The organism is Eikenella exigua (assembly GCF_008805035.1).
GTDB classification, from domain to species: domain Bacteria; phylum Pseudomonadota; class Gammaproteobacteria; order Burkholderiales; family Neisseriaceae; genus Eikenella; species Eikenella exigua.
In genome coordinates, this window is the sequence record NZ_CP038018.1 from 692,258 (window position 1) to 707,360 (window position 15,103).

The 15,103-nt window shown below is 60.6% G+C and carries 20 protein-coding genes; all 20 read right to left on the reverse strand.

The genetic code is table 11. The features are described 5' to 3' along the window. Entirely contained in the window at positions 1-564 is a 564-nt protein-coding gene (locus tag EZJ17_RS03660) for a YmfQ family protein (RefSeq protein ID WP_067529768.1), read from the reverse strand. Beyond that, the gene (locus EZJ17_RS03665) at positions 561-1,616 is read right to left on the reverse strand and encodes a baseplate J/gp47 family protein (RefSeq protein ID WP_151086136.1); all 1,056 of its coding nucleotides are present in this window, start codon (positions 1,614-1,616) and stop codon (positions 561-563) included. The genes EZJ17_RS03660 and EZJ17_RS03665 overlap by 4 nt, the downstream gene beginning before the upstream one ends. After that, positions 1,613-1,966: a phage GP46 family protein gene (locus EZJ17_RS03670; RefSeq protein WP_151086138.1), complete on the reverse strand. Its 354-nt coding sequence runs from the start codon at positions 1,964-1,966 to the stop codon at positions 1,613-1,615. Before EZJ17_RS03670 ends, EZJ17_RS03665 begins: the two co-directional genes overlap by 4 nt. 46 nt (positions 1,967-2,012) lie before the next feature. Further along, positions 2,013-2,642, reverse strand: coding sequence for a phage baseplate assembly protein V (locus tag EZJ17_RS03675; RefSeq protein WP_151086141.1), 630 nt, complete (start codon positions 2,640-2,642; stop codon positions 2,013-2,015). A gap of 17 nt (positions 2,643-2,659) precedes the next feature. Then, positions 2,660-3,787 (reverse strand): phage baseplate assembly protein, encoded by a 1,128-nt coding sequence (locus tag EZJ17_RS03680; RefSeq protein WP_067527328.1) that lies wholly within the window; start codon positions 3,785-3,787, stop codon positions 2,660-2,662. Next, complete coding sequence (locus tag EZJ17_RS03685; RefSeq protein WP_151086143.1) at positions 3,771-5,135, reverse strand: DNA circularization protein; 1,365 nt, start codon at positions 5,133-5,135, stop codon at positions 3,771-3,773. Before EZJ17_RS03685 ends, EZJ17_RS03680 begins: the two co-directional genes overlap by 17 nt. Positions 5,136-5,138: 3 nt before the next feature. Beyond that, positions 5,139-7,262, reverse strand: coding sequence for a phage tail tape measure protein (locus EZJ17_RS03695; RefSeq protein ID WP_240746211.1), 2,124 nt, complete (start codon positions 7,260-7,262; stop codon positions 5,139-5,141). Then, a complete protein-coding gene (locus tag EZJ17_RS03700; RefSeq protein ID WP_151086145.1) occupies positions 7,259-7,477 on the reverse strand; it encodes a hypothetical protein in 219 nt (72 codons plus the stop codon). Before EZJ17_RS03700 ends, EZJ17_RS03695 begins: the two co-directional genes overlap by 4 nt. A gap of 5 nt (positions 7,478-7,482) precedes the next feature. Continuing rightward, a complete protein-coding gene (locus EZJ17_RS03705; protein WP_151086147.1) occupies positions 7,483-7,875 on the reverse strand; it encodes a hypothetical protein in 393 nt (130 codons plus the stop codon). A gap of 100 nt (positions 7,876-7,975) precedes the next feature. Beyond that, entirely contained in the window at positions 7,976-8,614 is a 639-nt protein-coding gene (locus EZJ17_RS03710; protein ID WP_151086149.1) for a hypothetical protein, read from the reverse strand. Positions 8,615-8,627: 13 nt separating this feature from the next. Further along, positions 8,628-9,002 (reverse strand): phage tail protein, encoded by a 375-nt coding sequence (locus tag EZJ17_RS03715; RefSeq protein WP_049249282.1) that lies wholly within the window; start codon positions 9,000-9,002, stop codon positions 8,628-8,630. An 11-nt stretch (positions 9,003-9,013) separates the two neighbouring features. Next, the gene (locus tag EZJ17_RS03720) at positions 9,014-10,438 is read right to left on the reverse strand and encodes a phage tail sheath subtilisin-like domain-containing protein (RefSeq protein ID WP_151086152.1); all 1,425 of its coding nucleotides are present in this window, start codon (positions 10,436-10,438) and stop codon (positions 9,014-9,016) included. Next, entirely contained in the window at positions 10,438-10,635 is a 198-nt protein-coding gene (locus EZJ17_RS03725) for a DUF2635 domain-containing protein (RefSeq protein WP_064105057.1), read from the reverse strand. Before EZJ17_RS03725 ends, EZJ17_RS03720 begins: the two co-directional genes overlap by 1 nt. Beyond that, positions 10,632-10,760 (reverse strand): hypothetical protein, encoded by a 129-nt coding sequence (locus tag EZJ17_RS10770; protein WP_282958259.1) that lies wholly within the window; start codon positions 10,758-10,760, stop codon positions 10,632-10,634. Before EZJ17_RS10770 ends, EZJ17_RS03725 begins: the two co-directional genes overlap by 4 nt. Beyond that, positions 10,757-11,308, reverse strand: coding sequence for a DUF1834 family protein (locus tag EZJ17_RS03730; protein ID WP_151086154.1), 552 nt, complete (start codon positions 11,306-11,308; stop codon positions 10,757-10,759). Before EZJ17_RS03730 ends, EZJ17_RS10770 begins: the two co-directional genes overlap by 4 nt. Further along, on the reverse strand, positions 11,292-11,714 hold the full coding sequence (locus EZJ17_RS03735; RefSeq protein ID WP_231112895.1) for a gp436 family protein: 423 nt from the start codon (positions 11,712-11,714) through the stop codon (positions 11,292-11,294). Before EZJ17_RS03735 ends, EZJ17_RS03730 begins: the two co-directional genes overlap by 17 nt. After that, entirely contained in the window at positions 11,711-12,190 is a 480-nt protein-coding gene (locus tag EZJ17_RS03740) for a hypothetical protein (protein WP_151086157.1), read from the reverse strand. Before EZJ17_RS03740 ends, EZJ17_RS03735 begins: the two co-directional genes overlap by 4 nt. 53 nt (positions 12,191-12,243) lie before the next feature. Then, positions 12,244-13,158 carry a Mu-like prophage major head subunit gpT family protein gene (locus tag EZJ17_RS03745; RefSeq protein ID WP_064089153.1) on the reverse strand — a complete coding sequence of 305 codons (915 nt, stop codon included), beginning with the start codon at positions 13,156-13,158 and terminating at the stop codon, positions 12,244-12,246. 12 nt (positions 13,159-13,170) lie between these two features. Then, complete coding sequence (locus EZJ17_RS03750; protein ID WP_151086159.1) at positions 13,171-14,301, reverse strand: phage protease; 1,131 nt, start codon at positions 14,299-14,301, stop codon at positions 13,171-13,173. A 212-nt stretch (positions 14,302-14,513) separates the two neighbouring features. Beyond that, entirely contained in the window at positions 14,514-15,089 is a 576-nt protein-coding gene (locus tag EZJ17_RS03755) for a phage virion morphogenesis protein (protein ID WP_064089155.1), read from the reverse strand. Between the last annotated feature and the right edge of the window lie 14 nt (positions 15,090-15,103).

Below are 15,103 nucleotides of genomic sequence, written 5' to 3' on the forward strand. Positions count from 1 at the left end.
TTAGCGGTAGGTAAATCGGATGGCGGTGTGGGCGGGTTTGAGGCGGTTGAACAGGCTCTCGATCACGGCATCGCTGTATTGGCTCAAGCGGCTGCCGGCGGTGCCGCTGCCTGCTCGAAAGCGCCACACGGTTTGCGATTGGGCGGCCACATCCACCCACCACACCCACATGATGTCTTCGCGGGCGAGGCGGTCGCCGGCGCGGTTTACACCGGCGCGGAAGGGCTGCGGCTCGCTGATGGTGATGGTGTAGCCTGCGGCGGCGGCCAGCCGGATGAAATACGGGATGCTCAGGCCGCCAGTCTCATTGAGTTTGGCCAGCACGTCGGCCACTCGGCGGGCGTAGTTGTCGGGCTGCGGCGGGTTGATGCCGAGGAGGCGCTCCCAGCGTGTGATGTCGCCGCCGGCAGTGGGGGCATAGGCGGCAGCCAGCACCTGTGCCGACTGTGTCTGCACGCCGTCGAATATGGCGGCTTCCGCCTGCCGCTCGGCGGCCTGCCGGGTGGCTCGCACGTCGTAGCTGACGGGCGGATAGTAGAGGGGGAGCAGGTCGGCGTAGGTCATAACAGGGTCATCTCAAACGTGCCCAAGGCGAGCCATTGGATGTGCGGGGTGATGGTGGCGTTTTGGTTGGCGGCCGGGCTGTCGAGCACGCGGTCGCGCACACCAGGGGTATCGCTAATCAGCGCCTCGATATGGCTTTTATAGACGGTGTCGCCCGGCTTGATGGTCGCGAAATAGGCCGACAAGGCACGGGCGGCGGCATCCTTGACCGCAGGCAGGGTGTAGCCGTCGGCCAGCGATACGCGCACCGATACATTGAGCGGCACACGTTGCGGTGCCATCACCTGCACGTTTTTGGCGGTAACCGGGCGGCGCTCGTCGATATACTGCTGCACGGCACGCACCACATCGGGCGACGGCAGGCCGGAAGCGGTGAGGATGGCCACGTCCACCGTGCCCAAACCGCGCCGCAGCGGATACACAAATGCCGCCTCCACCCCCGGCACGGCCATTGCCCAGCGGTAATAGTCGTAGGCATTGCCGCCGGCGGGCGGCTGGCGCAAACGCGACAGCAGCCTATCTAACAGCGCAGCATCGCTCTCGATATCGGTGCCGCCCACCATACTGGTGAGCACGGCATCTGCCTCAATGCCGGCAGGCGGGCTTTGCAGTTTGGCTGGGGTATTGTCCGGCTGATTGCCGGCGGCACCAGCGCTCAGGCAGTGGCAGGCCAACACAGCCTGCCCGCTGCCGTCGGTTTGGCCGGCGGCAGAAGTCTGGTAGGCGGTGTCGCCAACTTGAGCCACCAGCCCGGCAGGCAGCACGGTATTGGGCGCGCCGCTGATGCGGATACTGCCCGCCGCAGCGGCGGCACTCTTGCGCCAAATGCGGTACATGGCGCAATGGCGCTCCAAATAGGCGGTGTCCGCCGTATCGGCAAACACCTGCCGCAAAATCCACTCTTGATGCTGGTATTGCCCCTCGGCCAGTGCGGCCAAAGCGGTGGCGCGGGCGTAATTGTCGCTACCGGGGTGGGTGTGGGCGGCAGGCTGCTGGTTGCTCAAATCGCGCAGGTAGTCGCTGCGCAGTTGCTCAAAGTTTTTAGTTTTCATGCCAGCCGCACCTCGTGGATTAAGGATAGATTCCGGCCGCTCATGTCTTCACCGCCAATATCCAGCCGCAGCCAGCCGCGCCGTGCCAAAGAGGCGGCCACATTGATGCGGCGGGCGCGGCGGGCATCTAAAATCGGCTGCAAGGCCTGCTCGGCATACTGCTTGGCCAGCACGGCGATGCGCGGCAGGTCTTTCTGCCGGCGCAATTCGTGCAGGCGGCTGCCCAGCGCGGGTTCGGCCCAGTAGCTGCCAAGCGGAGTAACCAGCCGCACATAGACTTCGTTTTCGATCCCTTGCGCGGATTGGTTTAAAAGGTAGTCGCCGGTGGCGGGGTTAAGTAAAGCGTCCATAACCACATTATGGGTTATGGACGCTGGGGGAACTGCTTGAGGAGCTTCAGAGGGGTGCGCCAGTGGTGCCGCCGCTGTCGCCGGGGTGTTTGTGGCCGGTGAGGGATTTGCCCGAGGCCACCACATCTTGGTCGGTGGTGTAGTCGCCGCCGGTTTGGCGCACATCACCACTAAACGTTGCGCCGTTACCCCCTTTTATAGCCATGCCGCCGTTGCCGTTGATTTGCCCGGCGGCGGTAACTTCGGCGGTGCAATCCACATTGGGTGCGTCGATATTGACCCCGCCCGGCGCTTTGATGTTGAGCACTTGGCAGTCGATATCGATGATGCGGCCTTTTTTAAGCACGATTTTGGCGCCGTCGGCGTTGTACACCGCAGTCTCACCCTCTTGCAGGTTGGTGATGCGGTAGGCGCCGTTGCAGGTATTGACGACGATGCCGTGGCTGGTCTGTCCACCCAAGGGCAATACAATGCAGTCGCTGCCGGCAGGCGGGTGCGCCGTAAAGCCGAACTGCTCGGCGTGTTCCAGCGCCTGCACCGTTTCGCCGTCCAGTCCCTCAATCTGCGCGCGTTGCACGCCGGCGGCGGCATCGGTGCGGGCGATTTTGCCGCGGAATGCCTGCCGGATACCGCCCAGCATCCGCTTGATGCGGCCGTCTACTTGTTTAGCGTCCATTTATCGTCCTTTTATCCTTATTCAAAAGCCATCGTCTGTCTTGCCTGACGGCCTTTCCGTCCACCGCTGCGGCGTTTGCGGCTGCCCCTGCGGCGGCCTTTGCCGCCTTGGCCTTTGTTGTTTTTCGGCGGTTTGGCCTCGGGAATCCACGCCTTGTCCTCTTTGAGGGTGAGGATGGTTTGCGTGGGCTTGCCGCGCCCGCCCACAAATTTGCGCGCCATTAAAAAATAGATACCGTCCAGCCCGTCCGGCTCGCTCAACAGTTGCAGGCGCTGGCCCGGCTGCCACAGCACGCCGTCGTCGTTGCGGTGGCCTTGCACGGTGGCGGTGATGGTGAGGCCGTCCAATTTGCTGTCGCCCAGCCGCTTCTTGGCCTTGCGCTCGGCGGCGGCTTGGTTATCCACATCCGCCTCCACGATAATCAGCGGGCGGTGCACCTTGACCGTGCCATCTTTTACCGTGGCACGCAGGTTGTGCTTGCCGCTGTGGCTCTGCCCCAGCACGGTAATCTCGCTGAAACGCTGCGAAAAATCGCGCTCCACCTGCAACTGCTCCACGTTGTTGCCCTGTCCGGACACGCGCACAATCAAATCGGCCACCGGCTTGGTGGTGTAGTCGGGCCCGCCGATCACCAGCGTGCCGTCCGGCTCCAGCCACGGCCACAGCCCGTTGGCCTCGGCATACTGCGCCAAGGCGTCCCAAGCGCGGCTGCCCGGCTCGATTTGCACTTTGTTGGTGCGCGCGGTTTGCGCCGCATCGATGCGGATTTTGCTGATGCCCAAGGGTTTGACGATGGTGTCGATAATCTGCTTTAAATCCATATCCTGCGCGTTAAAAATCGGGCAGGAGCAATCCAATAGGATGCCGGCATCGTCGCGGCCGGAAATGGTGAGCGTTTTTTGCCCTTTGGCGGTGGTGGTGCTCACACGGTCAATGCGCCCGCTCAATACGGTATCCTCGCCCACCCGCACCTCCACGGTATCGCCCGGCTGCACCGCATCCGGTTTGGCGTCCACCGGCCGCCCGAGCGTGACCTGAAAATCATCGGCCGGGGTGAGGAGGTCGCTGTCGATGTCGTAGTCTGTCCACTGGCTGTGGGTTTTGCCTGCAATTAAGAGGCTCACGGTGTTATTGGGCGTAGGCATTTAATACGGTTCCGCGGGCGATAAAGTTGGGATGCACGATGCCGGGATTGAGGCGCAGCAGCTCGGCTTGACGGCGGTGGTCGCCGTACCAGCGGAAAGCCAGCAGGTGCAGGCTGCTATCGGTTGGCACTACCTTTTGCACCAAGGGCGGGCGCAGGTTAATCAAGGCTTGTGCCTGCTTTTGCAGGGTATGCGCCAACGTGCGCACGCTGTCGGCCAATTCGGCGCTGCCCTCTAAATAGGGCTGCTGCGGCAACAGGCGGCGCTGTTCCAGTTGGCGGTAGAGCTGCTCGGGGTCGGGCGGGTTGTCCTGATACAGCGAGAGCAGCAAGGCGGCCAACTGTTCGGCCTGCTCGGCAGAAGCGGCCAGCATCATCACCGCCAAGCGGTTGGCGGCCAACGCGCTGTTGAGCTGGGCGCGCACATCGGCCAGCAGGCGGCTGATTTCCGCCGGCGTAAGTTCGGGCTCGTCTTGTTCGGCGGCAAAAATATCCGCCAGCTCTTTGGCCAGTGCGGTGCTGCCCACAATGGCAATCGCTGCCGTGAGCGCGGCCACATCCGGCAAGGCAGCCTGCGAGCGGGCGGGCGTGGCGCCGTTATCCAAACCCTGCCGGTATTGCCACGGCACGGCAGCGGCCGTTTTGGTACCGCCAGCCAAATCGCGCCAGCCGGACAGGCTGCTTTCCGCCGTGCGGTGCATCCCGGCCAGCGCGCCAAACACGCCTTTGAGTTCGGTCAGCAGCACGCGCGGGCTGTTGAGCAGGTTCAGGCTGCCTGAAAACACCCCGTTCACTTGGCCGTACAGCCGCCCCACCACATTGAGCACGGCCGCGTGAAAATTGTTCCACCTGTGCTGCTGGGCGCGGATTTTGCCCAAGGCCTTTTCCAGTACGGCAAAGCCCTGAAAAGCGGCCAAGTCGGCCACCCAATCCGCCTCGTCGGCCAAAGCCAGTGCCAGCTCGCGCCCGAAAAACGGCGCGGCGGCCACGCTCTGCTTGAAGCTGATATTGATTTCGGCATAGTCCGGGCTGTCTTCGCTGTGCCGCACCTCGAAATCGGCCACCACCGTGTCCGGCACGCTGCCGTAAATCGGGTGCACCAGCTCGCCGCTGCCGTGTTCGCGCAGCACATTGAGCAGGCGTTGCAGCCGCGCCTCGTAGTCGTCGCCATACAAAACGGCGGTGAGGTTAAATTCCAAGGCTTCGCAGCCCGTGTCCTCAATATCCGAGCCGTCCACAAAAGGGTAGCTGTGCTCGGCCAGCGCGTGCACGCCGCGCAGGGTGTCGCCGGTGGCCTCGAAGGCCACGCCCTTGTAACTGGCATCAAGCAGGGTATCTTGCCAACTCATCTGTTAATTCCTTCTGTTATCGCGCTCGGCGGCTTGCGATACGGCGGCGGTGATGTTGCCGCCCGACACCGACACGGTTACCGGCACCGGTTGCCGCGCCGCTGCCGCCAACTGCCCCGCTGCCGTGCCCATCAGGCGCGATGCCTCCAAAAACTGGGCGGCGGCCTGCTGGTTGTGATTGACCGCTTGCGCATATTGCTCGCTGGATTGCTGATAGGTTTGCGATGACTGCTGGATTTGCTCCGCGCTTTTTTGTAACTCTGGGCTGTTGAGTGGAGATTGGTTGGTAGAACGGGATGCATCGCTATAGTTAATCAGCGCCGAACGTGGCAACGCCTGCCCATGATATTGCTGATTTAATTGCCGCATCCTCTCCAGTGCAGATCCTTCGCCTGCATTCAGCTCCGGCGAATGCAGCAGCAGGCCGGTGGCAAAATTGAAACGCGGTGCAGCAGTCAGCACGCCGGTACCCCAGCTTAACGCCCCGCGCCCGAAACCAAGTGCACCACCCCCTGCTTTAGACAGTAGGTTGCCTGCCCAGCCTGAGCCGCCACTGCGAAACAACGATAAAATGCCGGCGCCCAGCCCTGCACCGCCGGCGGCTTGTGCGGCCAAAGTGGCTTTGGGGTAGCGGGTAGTGGCTTCCGTCCATTTAGTTTCAGCAGAGTTTAGGGTATCGAGTGCATCTTTGCGCCCAAGCAGCGCCAGTGAACGGTTTTGCTCTTGCCGAAACATGTCATCCCGGCTCATTACACCGATTTTCCTGTCTACCAAGCTATTGGTTTTCGGGTCAATCCCGGCCAATCCTTGGATATATTCTTGCACTTGCTGTACATCTGAGGCGGCCAACAAACCGGCTTTGGCCTGAATATCCGGCAAAATCCGCGACAGCACGAAACCGCGCATGATATTCATCTGTTCGGCGGCGGTTTGGTCGCCGGCATCGGCCTTGGCTTTAAGTTGTTGGTATTGCTGGTCGCGCTCCAGCATGGCGTTAGCCAAGCGCGATAATACCTGTACCGCGTTTTCGCCGTTGGCCTTGCCTTGTAAAACCGAATTAGCCCAATCAATACCCTTGCTCGGGTCATTTGGGTTATCTATACGCGACAGGCGTCTTACCGTGTCGGCCGATAAGGTTTTTTCCAACAGGTTGCGCACGTTGTTGGCGGCTTCACTGTTGGAGCCGGATTTATTGGAGGCAGATTGCAGGATGGACAGTAGGTAATCGAAGCCTTGGATGCCGTTCAAGCCGGAGTTTTTGGCAGCAGGTAGTAAGGCGGGCAGCTCAGTGACCATATCGGCGATTTCAAAGTTGCCCTGCATCCCCGATTTCATGGCGTGTTCAAACGCGGTAGCCAGCTCTTCGCCCTGAAATCCGAAGTCGTGCAGCACTTTCATCAGTTTGGCCACACTCTCCGGGTCGTATTGCCCAGCACCTTCGGCGGAGGCAATCATGGCGCGATAGGTGGCGGTTGCCCCTTTCTGCACCTGCTCGAAGCTCATGCCGTTGGCCATTTGGCTGTTGATCAGGTTGAGCGCGGCATCGGCATTGCCGCCGTTCTTGGCTACAAGCTCGGTTACCAAGTCGCGGATTTGCTGCTTACCCGTGGTAGCAATCCAATCAGACGTTTTGCTGTTGTCTTCGCCAAAAGCCTGCCACGCTACTTGGCTGATATTGGCCTCAAGCTGTTTTTGGTTGTCCATGCTCGGTTTGAGCACGGTATAAGCACCCACACCGGCAGCAGCCACTGTAGTCATGGCGCCGCCCAAGCGTTGCCGCCAGCTGCCGGCTGCACCGGCGCCACTGCGCAACTCGTTGTTCAACCGTTGCAGGTTGCGGCGGTTGGCTTCCGCCGCCCGCGCCAGCTCGCGCTGCGACAGCGTGCCGGAGCGTGCCAAACGGTTATAGGCCGCCTGCGTGAGCTGCATTTCGCGGCGGATTTGCTGCTCGGAGCGGATGCCGAGCCGATGGTAGGCACTGATGGCCTGCTGCCGCTGCCGCCCGGCCTGCGCCCACACACGCGCCTGCCCGGTGGCCGCGCGCTGGCTTTCAGTCAGCAGCCGGCGCAGGCCTTGGCTGGCATTGTCCTTAAACTTGGCAACCAGTTCTAAGGTGTTACTGCTCATTTTTTCTGCCTTTTGCTGATGTAGGTGGTGGCACCCTTACCGGACGGTTTGGGCTTAGAGGGGGATGGAGGCGGTGCAGATGGAACGGGGATGGGCACCGGCACGGGTTGATAGGTGGATAAAAGCTGGCGCGCCTGCCGCACAAAACTGTTGAGTTCGGGCAGTGTCATCTCACCCACCCGCTCTTCCGACAGTCCGAAGCGTCCGAGCAGCAACACCGCTAATCGGTAGCGGTCGAGTTCGGGCGCAGCCGCTTTTTTGCCAGCAATTCCTGCGCGAAATACAGCGCATCGAAATCGCCGGCAGCCAAACCGTCGGCCAACAGGTCGGCATCAATCTGTTCGGCGGGAATGTCGCCCAAGCGGTCGATGGCTAGGGTGTAGCTCTCCAGCATCCGTGCCTGCCCGTCCAACTGCGGGTCGATATCCATGTCTTCACGCACAGTAGGTAGGTGCATCACAAAGTCATAATGCAGGCTGCCTGCATATTCGATGCCGTATTTCAGGCTACCTGAAACTGTTTTGCGGTCATCGGCCACCACAAGGTTGTAATCGGTAACGGCAGCGGGGAGCAGGTCGGCACCAATGGAATTAGAGGGTTTTTTATCAGACATAAGAAAAGCCTTTAAACGTTGATTAAACCAAGATAAAGAGTAGGTTTAATTGTCGTTTAAAGGCTTAGGGGGAAGTAGTTGAGACGTTTCAGAGGGGTCGCTATTCTGCTTTCCTCACTACAAAAGCCACATTCCGGTTTTCTACCGTGATGCTGTATTTGTAGCCATCACGAATAATATCTTGAGTGGCTTCGCCTTGTTGTCTGGCGGCGGCATTCAAAACTTCAGGCAGTGCTTTCAGCAAATCTTGCCCAATGGCCAGCTCACCTAATTTGGCACGGCCATACGGCGAGGTCATCACCTGTATTGCCGGCAAAGCGTGAGCAACATCTTTCACAGTATTGCCGGTCATTTCATACCCAGCAGCCAAAGATAAGACATTTTGGTTATCGTCAATCTTAATAATAACCCCACCAAAATCGGTTACCATCATTACATCATGGCCACATTCGTTTTGGACAATCTCTTTGTTGATTACCCGTGCTGATGCGCCTGTACTTTTCAGCCCGGCATCTATGTTTTCCAATAAAGTTTCAGCCGTCATGCCCAACGGCGGCGGGCAATAGCTGCTTTGCACCTGTGCTTCCGAAGCCGGTTCAGACACCGCCGGCGCCTGCTGCTCCTGCTTTCCGCAGGCAGCCAGCCCGAGGGCGATAAGCACGCCGTACAATAGTTTTCTCATTTTCCCTTCTCCATAAATAAAGCCCTGCCGATTCATGACAGGGCTTGATTTTACCATTTTCAGGTAGCCTTTACTCCAACACCTTGCGGATGGCAAAGCCGGTGATGTCGATCACCATCTCGTTGTCCACCGTGTAGCTTTCGCCCACCTCGGTCACGCAAAAGCCGAGATAGCTGGTGGGTTTCGCGCCGGGCACGTCGGGCACCAGTGAGATTTTGGCGTCCTCGATGCTGCCCCAGTTGATGGCGGTGCCGTCGGTAGGCATCACGGCGGTGGCGGTGATGTCGTATTGGCCCACGCCGCGGGTGAAGCCTTTGGTGCGGCGGCTGCGGTTCATGGTTTTCACGGGCTTGCGGCCGGTGCTGTCTTTGACGTCGATTTTGGTGATTTCCACCTCCGCGGCGTCGAGATAGAGGGTTACGCTGCCGATGTATTCGGTACTCATGTTTTATGCTCCTATAAATAGAGGTCTACCACCATGCCGACCACGTGCAGGCCGTTCACTACGTCGGACGGGATGCGCACGTCCAGCATGTTCACGTTTTGCTTGTCCCTCTCCACGATGAGGTTGGGCAGGTTGGCTTCCACCTGCTCCAAAATCTCCAGCTCCTCGCAGCGCATCAGCACGTCGATAAGCTCGCTGCGCACCCGCGCCGGGGTCTTGTCGGAGAGTTTTTCGCGCGGGAAGCGCAAGGCCACGCGCTGGATGCAGGCTTTGCTCACGTAAATCAGGGTGCGCACGGTGGTTACGTCCAGCAGGCTCTCGTCGGTGGTGCCGTTGGCGGTTTTGGTGTAGGTGGTAATCGCCCGCACAATCTGCGCCCGGCTGCCGTCCGGGCTGGTTTCCACCGGTGCCACGCCGTTGTAGAGCGCGTTTTCCTGCTCGGTACGCATGGTTTTGTCTTTGCTGTCGCACAGGCCGATGCCTTCCAAGGCCAGCGTGTTCAACGGGCGGGCGGGATCTTCTTCACTCGCCATCACGGAGGCAAAAGCTGCCGCCAGTTCGCACGGCAGGCTGGGCGTGCCGCGATACCAAGCGCAGAGCATAAAGCCGTTGTTGAGTTTGCCGGCCAAGGTGGTGGCGGTGGCCAATGTGCCGCTGTGGCCGTACACACCAATCGCCCAGCGTTTTTCTGTGGGCGCGCCGACTTTTTCAAGGTGGGCGCGCAGTTTGAGCAGGTTGGCCTCGTCGCTGATGCCACAGGCGATGATGTCGTGGCCGTCGGCAATCACGGCGGTGAGTGCGGGCTGGATATCGGGGTTGGCGTCGCCGCCCGCCATCGCGGTTACCGTGGTGCTGATACCGGCGGCGGTACAGGCCGCCAACAGGCGGATGGCATTGCCCTCGGTGCCTTTGTTTTTCGCAGTGATGGTCACCACGCCGGCGGCTTCGGCGGCAGATACGGGCAGGCCGGGCTGGGCGGCAATTGCAGCCTTGACGGCTTTGCCGACGGTATCGGCGCTGTCGCCGGCGGCCACGGCCACCATCAGCACATCGGCATTGCCGATGCCCACGCGCAGCACACCCTGCGTGGTGGCGTTGCCGGTAATGGTGATTTTGCCTGCGGCGGCCACGCCGGCGCTGTTGTCGGCCAGCGTGATGATGCTCAGGGCGGCATTGGCATAGGCTTTAATGGCGGCATCGGCCATCAAATGTGCCTGACTGCCCGCACCGTAGCGCTCGGCCACTTCGGCGGCGGAATACACATCCGTCAGGGCGGATACTGCGCCCAAGTCGGTGGTGTGCTGGGCAATCAACAGCACGCGCTGCCGATTGGTGGGCAGGTTGCGCATGGCGCGTTTGAGGTTCCATTCGGCGTACACGCCGGGTTTGCGCGTAGATGCCGGGATTTTGTCAAAACTGATGTTGGCGCTGGCCATTATTTGCCTCCTTTGGCGGGTTTGGGATCAGGCTCGGATTCGGCCTCGGATTCGCGCACCAAGTCGCCGCACTCGAGGCAGCGCAGATAGTAGGCGCTCTCCTCCACGGCGACGGCCTGATGCTCGTCGATATAGCGGTGCGGCTCGCCTTCCTTCGGCACTTTCAGGCCGGCGGCGGCTTTTACCAAGATACTCATGGTGTCTCTCCTGTTTTAACTTCCGCCTCGATGGCGGGGGTGGGGTTGTCGGGCGGCGCGTGCACATGCAGGTTCGCGCCTTTCAGTTCGGGGTATGGCGGGCTGGTGGCCGCCTGATAGGTCACAAAGATTTGGTCGGTGCGGCGGGGATGGCGGGCTGCCGGCGCAGGGGGCGGCGGTACGCAGGCCAGCGGCCGTTGTCCAACGCCTCCTCGATCCAATGGGTGGCAAATTCGCAGGCATACACGCTCATGGCTTCCTGCCGCTCCATCCTGCCGTTAAACAGGGTGCGTACCGCGCGTGGTTGCAGCTTGTCGATGGCCAAACCCAAATCCTGATTGGCCAGCAGGCGGCGCACCGCGTAAATCAGCTGGTAGCTGCCAATTTCCCAGTGGCCGATACCGCCGGCGCGGCTGGCTTCCTCGCTCCGTAGGGAGCGGGCGGCCACCATCACCACAAACTTGGCTTCGGCCTTGTGCTTGGTGCGGCTGGTTTTCACGGCTTCGGTTTTGTCGATGCCGGCAAAAGTCACCCAAGCGGCCGGCAACTGCTGCACCACCTGATACAGCCCCTCGTCGTCCAGCTCGCCGCCGTAGCTGTGCACGCCGGTAACCAGCTTGCCCAAGCCTTGGCGCAGGCGCTGCACGATGGCAGCCTCAATAAGGGCGATCACGGCCGAATACCTTTTGCTGCGGCTTGTTAAACATCACGGTGTCGCCGGTGCCGAGCTGGCCGTTTTCAGGCAGCCCGCTGATGGTGGCCGTGCCGCGCGCCACCTGCTTGAGGTAGTCGATGGCGTTTTTGTAGCGGGTGTCCATGTCATCGTTGCCTTGGCGCATACCGGTGGCCAAGCGGTAGATGGCGATGTCGCAGCAGTACACCGTCAATAACCGCGGGATCTGCGGAAACGGCCGCGTATAACGGTTCAGGTAGCCGTCGATTTCGGCGGTAGCGTCCAATAGCGCCTGCTGCGCAATGTCGGCATTGATTTGGCCGCGTCGCTCTAAGTCGGTGAGCTGCAACACGGTGTTGTCGCCGTAGCGCAGGCACAGTTCGTCGAGCGTGGCATAGCTAATCATTGCGGCACGTCCCCGTTATCGTCCGGCGCATCGGCCGGGCGGATTTCAAGATGCGGCTCGGCCAACAGGCGCTGCCAATCTGCATCGCTCAATTCGCTGCGCTGTACCGTACGCCATTCATGGCGCACAAATTCCAAGCCGCAGCGGAAAAAGCGCTCGGTGCGTGAGCGCACGGCCACTGCATCGGCGGCAGGCGGTTCGGTTGGTTTTTCAGGTAGCCTGCCTGCATCGGCGGTGGGCTGCACAACGGCATCCTGTTCCGGCTGCTGTTCAACCGGCGCGGTTTCAGGCTGCGTGGCTTCAGGCGGGGTGTCGGGGTCTTGCTGCTGTTCCGGCTGGTTTTCGGGCAGGTTGTCCTGCGCCTCCGGCTGCTGCTCGGTTTGGCCGCCTTGCGCTTCTTGCTGCTCGGGCGGATTGTCCGGCGTATCTTGCAGCGGCTTTTGCGCTGCATCGTCTTGGGGTTTGTTTTTTGCCATTTATCTGCTCCAAAACGGCGGCTTTAAACCGGTTAAAGCCGCCGCAAAAGGGGTTACAACAGCCACGGGCTGGCCACGACTTTGACCTTGTTGTGGTGCGGGTTGAATTTGCCGTTTTCGTATTTGTCGGGTTTGACAATCGAATTGGCCAAATCTTCCATAGTGCTGGGCACCAGCAACACAGTCGGGCGGATGTCGAGCGGGCGGCCGCCGTCGCCTTTTTGACTAGCCATCGCGTTAAATACCTTGGCAAAGTTGTCCGGGGTCAGCTCCTCGGTGCTCATGCTGGCCATCTGCCAGAAGCCGAAGCCGGCATTGCAGCGGCCGTCCACGCCGTAGCGGTACTCGTTGCGCATAAACACGCCTTCGTCATCGTCTTTGGTCATCGCACTGAGCTTCATCGGCTTGCGTTGCTGGAAGATCATCGGTTTGATGGCGCGGCTGGTATCCAGCAGATACCACGGCGTGCCCTGCGTGCCGCCGGTGGCGGTAAACAGGTTTTTAACCAAGGTTTTGTTGCCGGTGCCGTCCACTTTTTCAAACACCGGGTGGTCGGTGTCAAAAAAGTTTTGGCCGTCGTAACACAGGGTGGTGTTGCCTTTTTTCAACAGGCCGAACACCAATTCGTCGGCAAACACGGCAGCGGCACGACCCAGCTCGGTTACCAGCGGCGCATAAATGCCGATGTTGTCGTCTTCAATATCGTTGCGGCTGACTTTGATGGAGCTCTCAAAATGCTTATTGGCAATCGCGTAAGCGTGTGCCTTCATGTCGTTGAACACACGGTCTCCCACCCATTCGCGCAATGCCGGCGCCTGTCCGAGCCAGCCGTAGGTGTTGGAGGCGGTGGAAGACGGCACCACGGTGGCAATTTCCGGGTATTGGCTCTTAGCCATTTGCAGGCCGTCCTGATAGTTCTTTTTAAAGCCGGTAAACAAGGCTTTAATCAAATCCGGGGTGATAATCATCGGGGATTACTCCTATTTCTGTTTTGCATAGTCTTCGGCAGTGATGCCCAGCATCTCCGCCACCTTTGCCTCGTCGGCAGTCAGGCCTTTTTCCGCGGCAGCAGGCGGGATGCCGCCGGTCTGCGTGGCACTTAGGGCAGCCAAAGGCTGCGCCGTGGCCAAAAATTCGGCCAGTGCCTGCGGGTTGGTTTTGCCCAAGCCTTCCGCCCATGCTTTTTGTGCCGGCAGCAGTCGGCCGTCGGAGAGGGCGGCGGTAATCAGTTGTGCGGTTTTTTCCGCCTCGTGCGCAGCCAGCTGCTGGCTCAGGGCGGCCACTTGTCGTTGCAAGCCTTGCAGTGCCGACAGCGGCACCTGTTGCGAGGCGGCAGCGGTATTGGGTGCGCCGGTCTCGTCATTGGCCGGCTGGTCTGCCGGTGCGGCAGGGGCGGCGGGCGGGTTCGGCTCGGCCGGTTTGTTTTCCGGCTTGGCTGCCTCTTTGGCGGCGGCCAAGGCTTCGGCCAGCTTTTTGCCGTCGGTGCTGCTTTGGATTTGCTGCATCGCGGCCAGCTGCTCCACCTCGCTGGCGGTTTCAGGCAGCCCGAGCAGCGACAGCATCAGCTTTTGTGCTTCGTTCATTGCTTCTTCCTTTTGAGAGGGTTGGAGGGGGTTAAGTAATCGGGAGGCGGCAGCCAAGGCCACCGGGTCGAGTTGGTCAAGTGCCGGAGTGTTGGTGAGCGCTGGCGGCAACAGGCTAAGGATGTCGCCCGCAGGCGTGTACTGGAACACCGGCGAGATATAGCGGTATTCGCCGCCGGCAATTCGCTGCTTGGCCGCGGCCGTCCACTGCACCTCGGCATACAGCCCCTTGCCGTCGACCCATTCAAAACCGGAGAGCCAGCCCGATGCCGGGTTGGGCTGTCCGTTTTGCGCGGTAAACAGGGTTTGATGCTCGTAGTCCACCATCAGCCGCACCGGCCGCGCATTGAGCTCGGCCACCAAGACGGCGGCACGCTGCGGGCTCAAACGCCAAAACGGCGCATCAGCCGGGCGGCCGTCGTTGGCGCGAAACTCGCCGGCGGGAATAAGCTGGATGCGCTGCGCCGTACCGTCCACCGGGACGGAACAGGCAGCCAGTAAAAACGGGGGAGGGGTATGTTTGTTCATGGCCGCATTGTGCAGCCGGAATTGGGGGAAAAATCTTTGAAGCGCCTCACTTGGTTTTGGCGCGGATGAAACAGCCGACGGGGCGGCTGCGGTGTGATAGCTATAAAGAGGCTATAAAGCGCGTTTTTTAGCGGGGGTCGGGCACGGGGATATACCAAACTATACCCAAGCCGTTTAAACGCCGTTTGGCGCGATTTTGGGCGGGGTGTCGTTTAACTGCCTTTCGGTAGGCCGCAGACAGAGGCCAAATAGTCGCTCACCGTCTCCACCAGCTCGTGCTCGTCTTGCGGTGTGAGCTGCATAAACGGGCGTGCCGGAATGCGGCTGCCGGGGTGCTTCACGCTTTTTACCGGATACGCCCCCGTTGCCCATGCCAGCGCCTTTTTGTGGCGCGGATAAATCATGTGTGCGGCAGTTTGCCCGCCGAAGTTGTGGATGGCGGCATAGGCCACATTGGTGCCTACCCGCGCGCTATCGTTGTCGCTGGCCTCGGTGATGCTGTTGCGCAGGCGGCCGGTGTTTTGCAGGATCTTGTGGTTGCGCACATGCTTGTCAAACCGCGCCTGCGATACCTGCCCGCGTTTGGTCAGCGCCCCGGCACGGGAGAGCTGGCTGCCTAGCTTCAGCCCCGCCCAAGCCGGGCGGCCTTGGCTGTTAAAGTTTTCATCCACCGCCTGATGCAGCCTGCCGGCAATCAGGCGCATCAGGCTGCCGCGCTGCTCCAAGCCCTGCGCTGCGCGGCTGATGTTTTGCTGCAACTCTAACGTCTTGATTTCGATTTCGATCATAGCTATACTGTAAT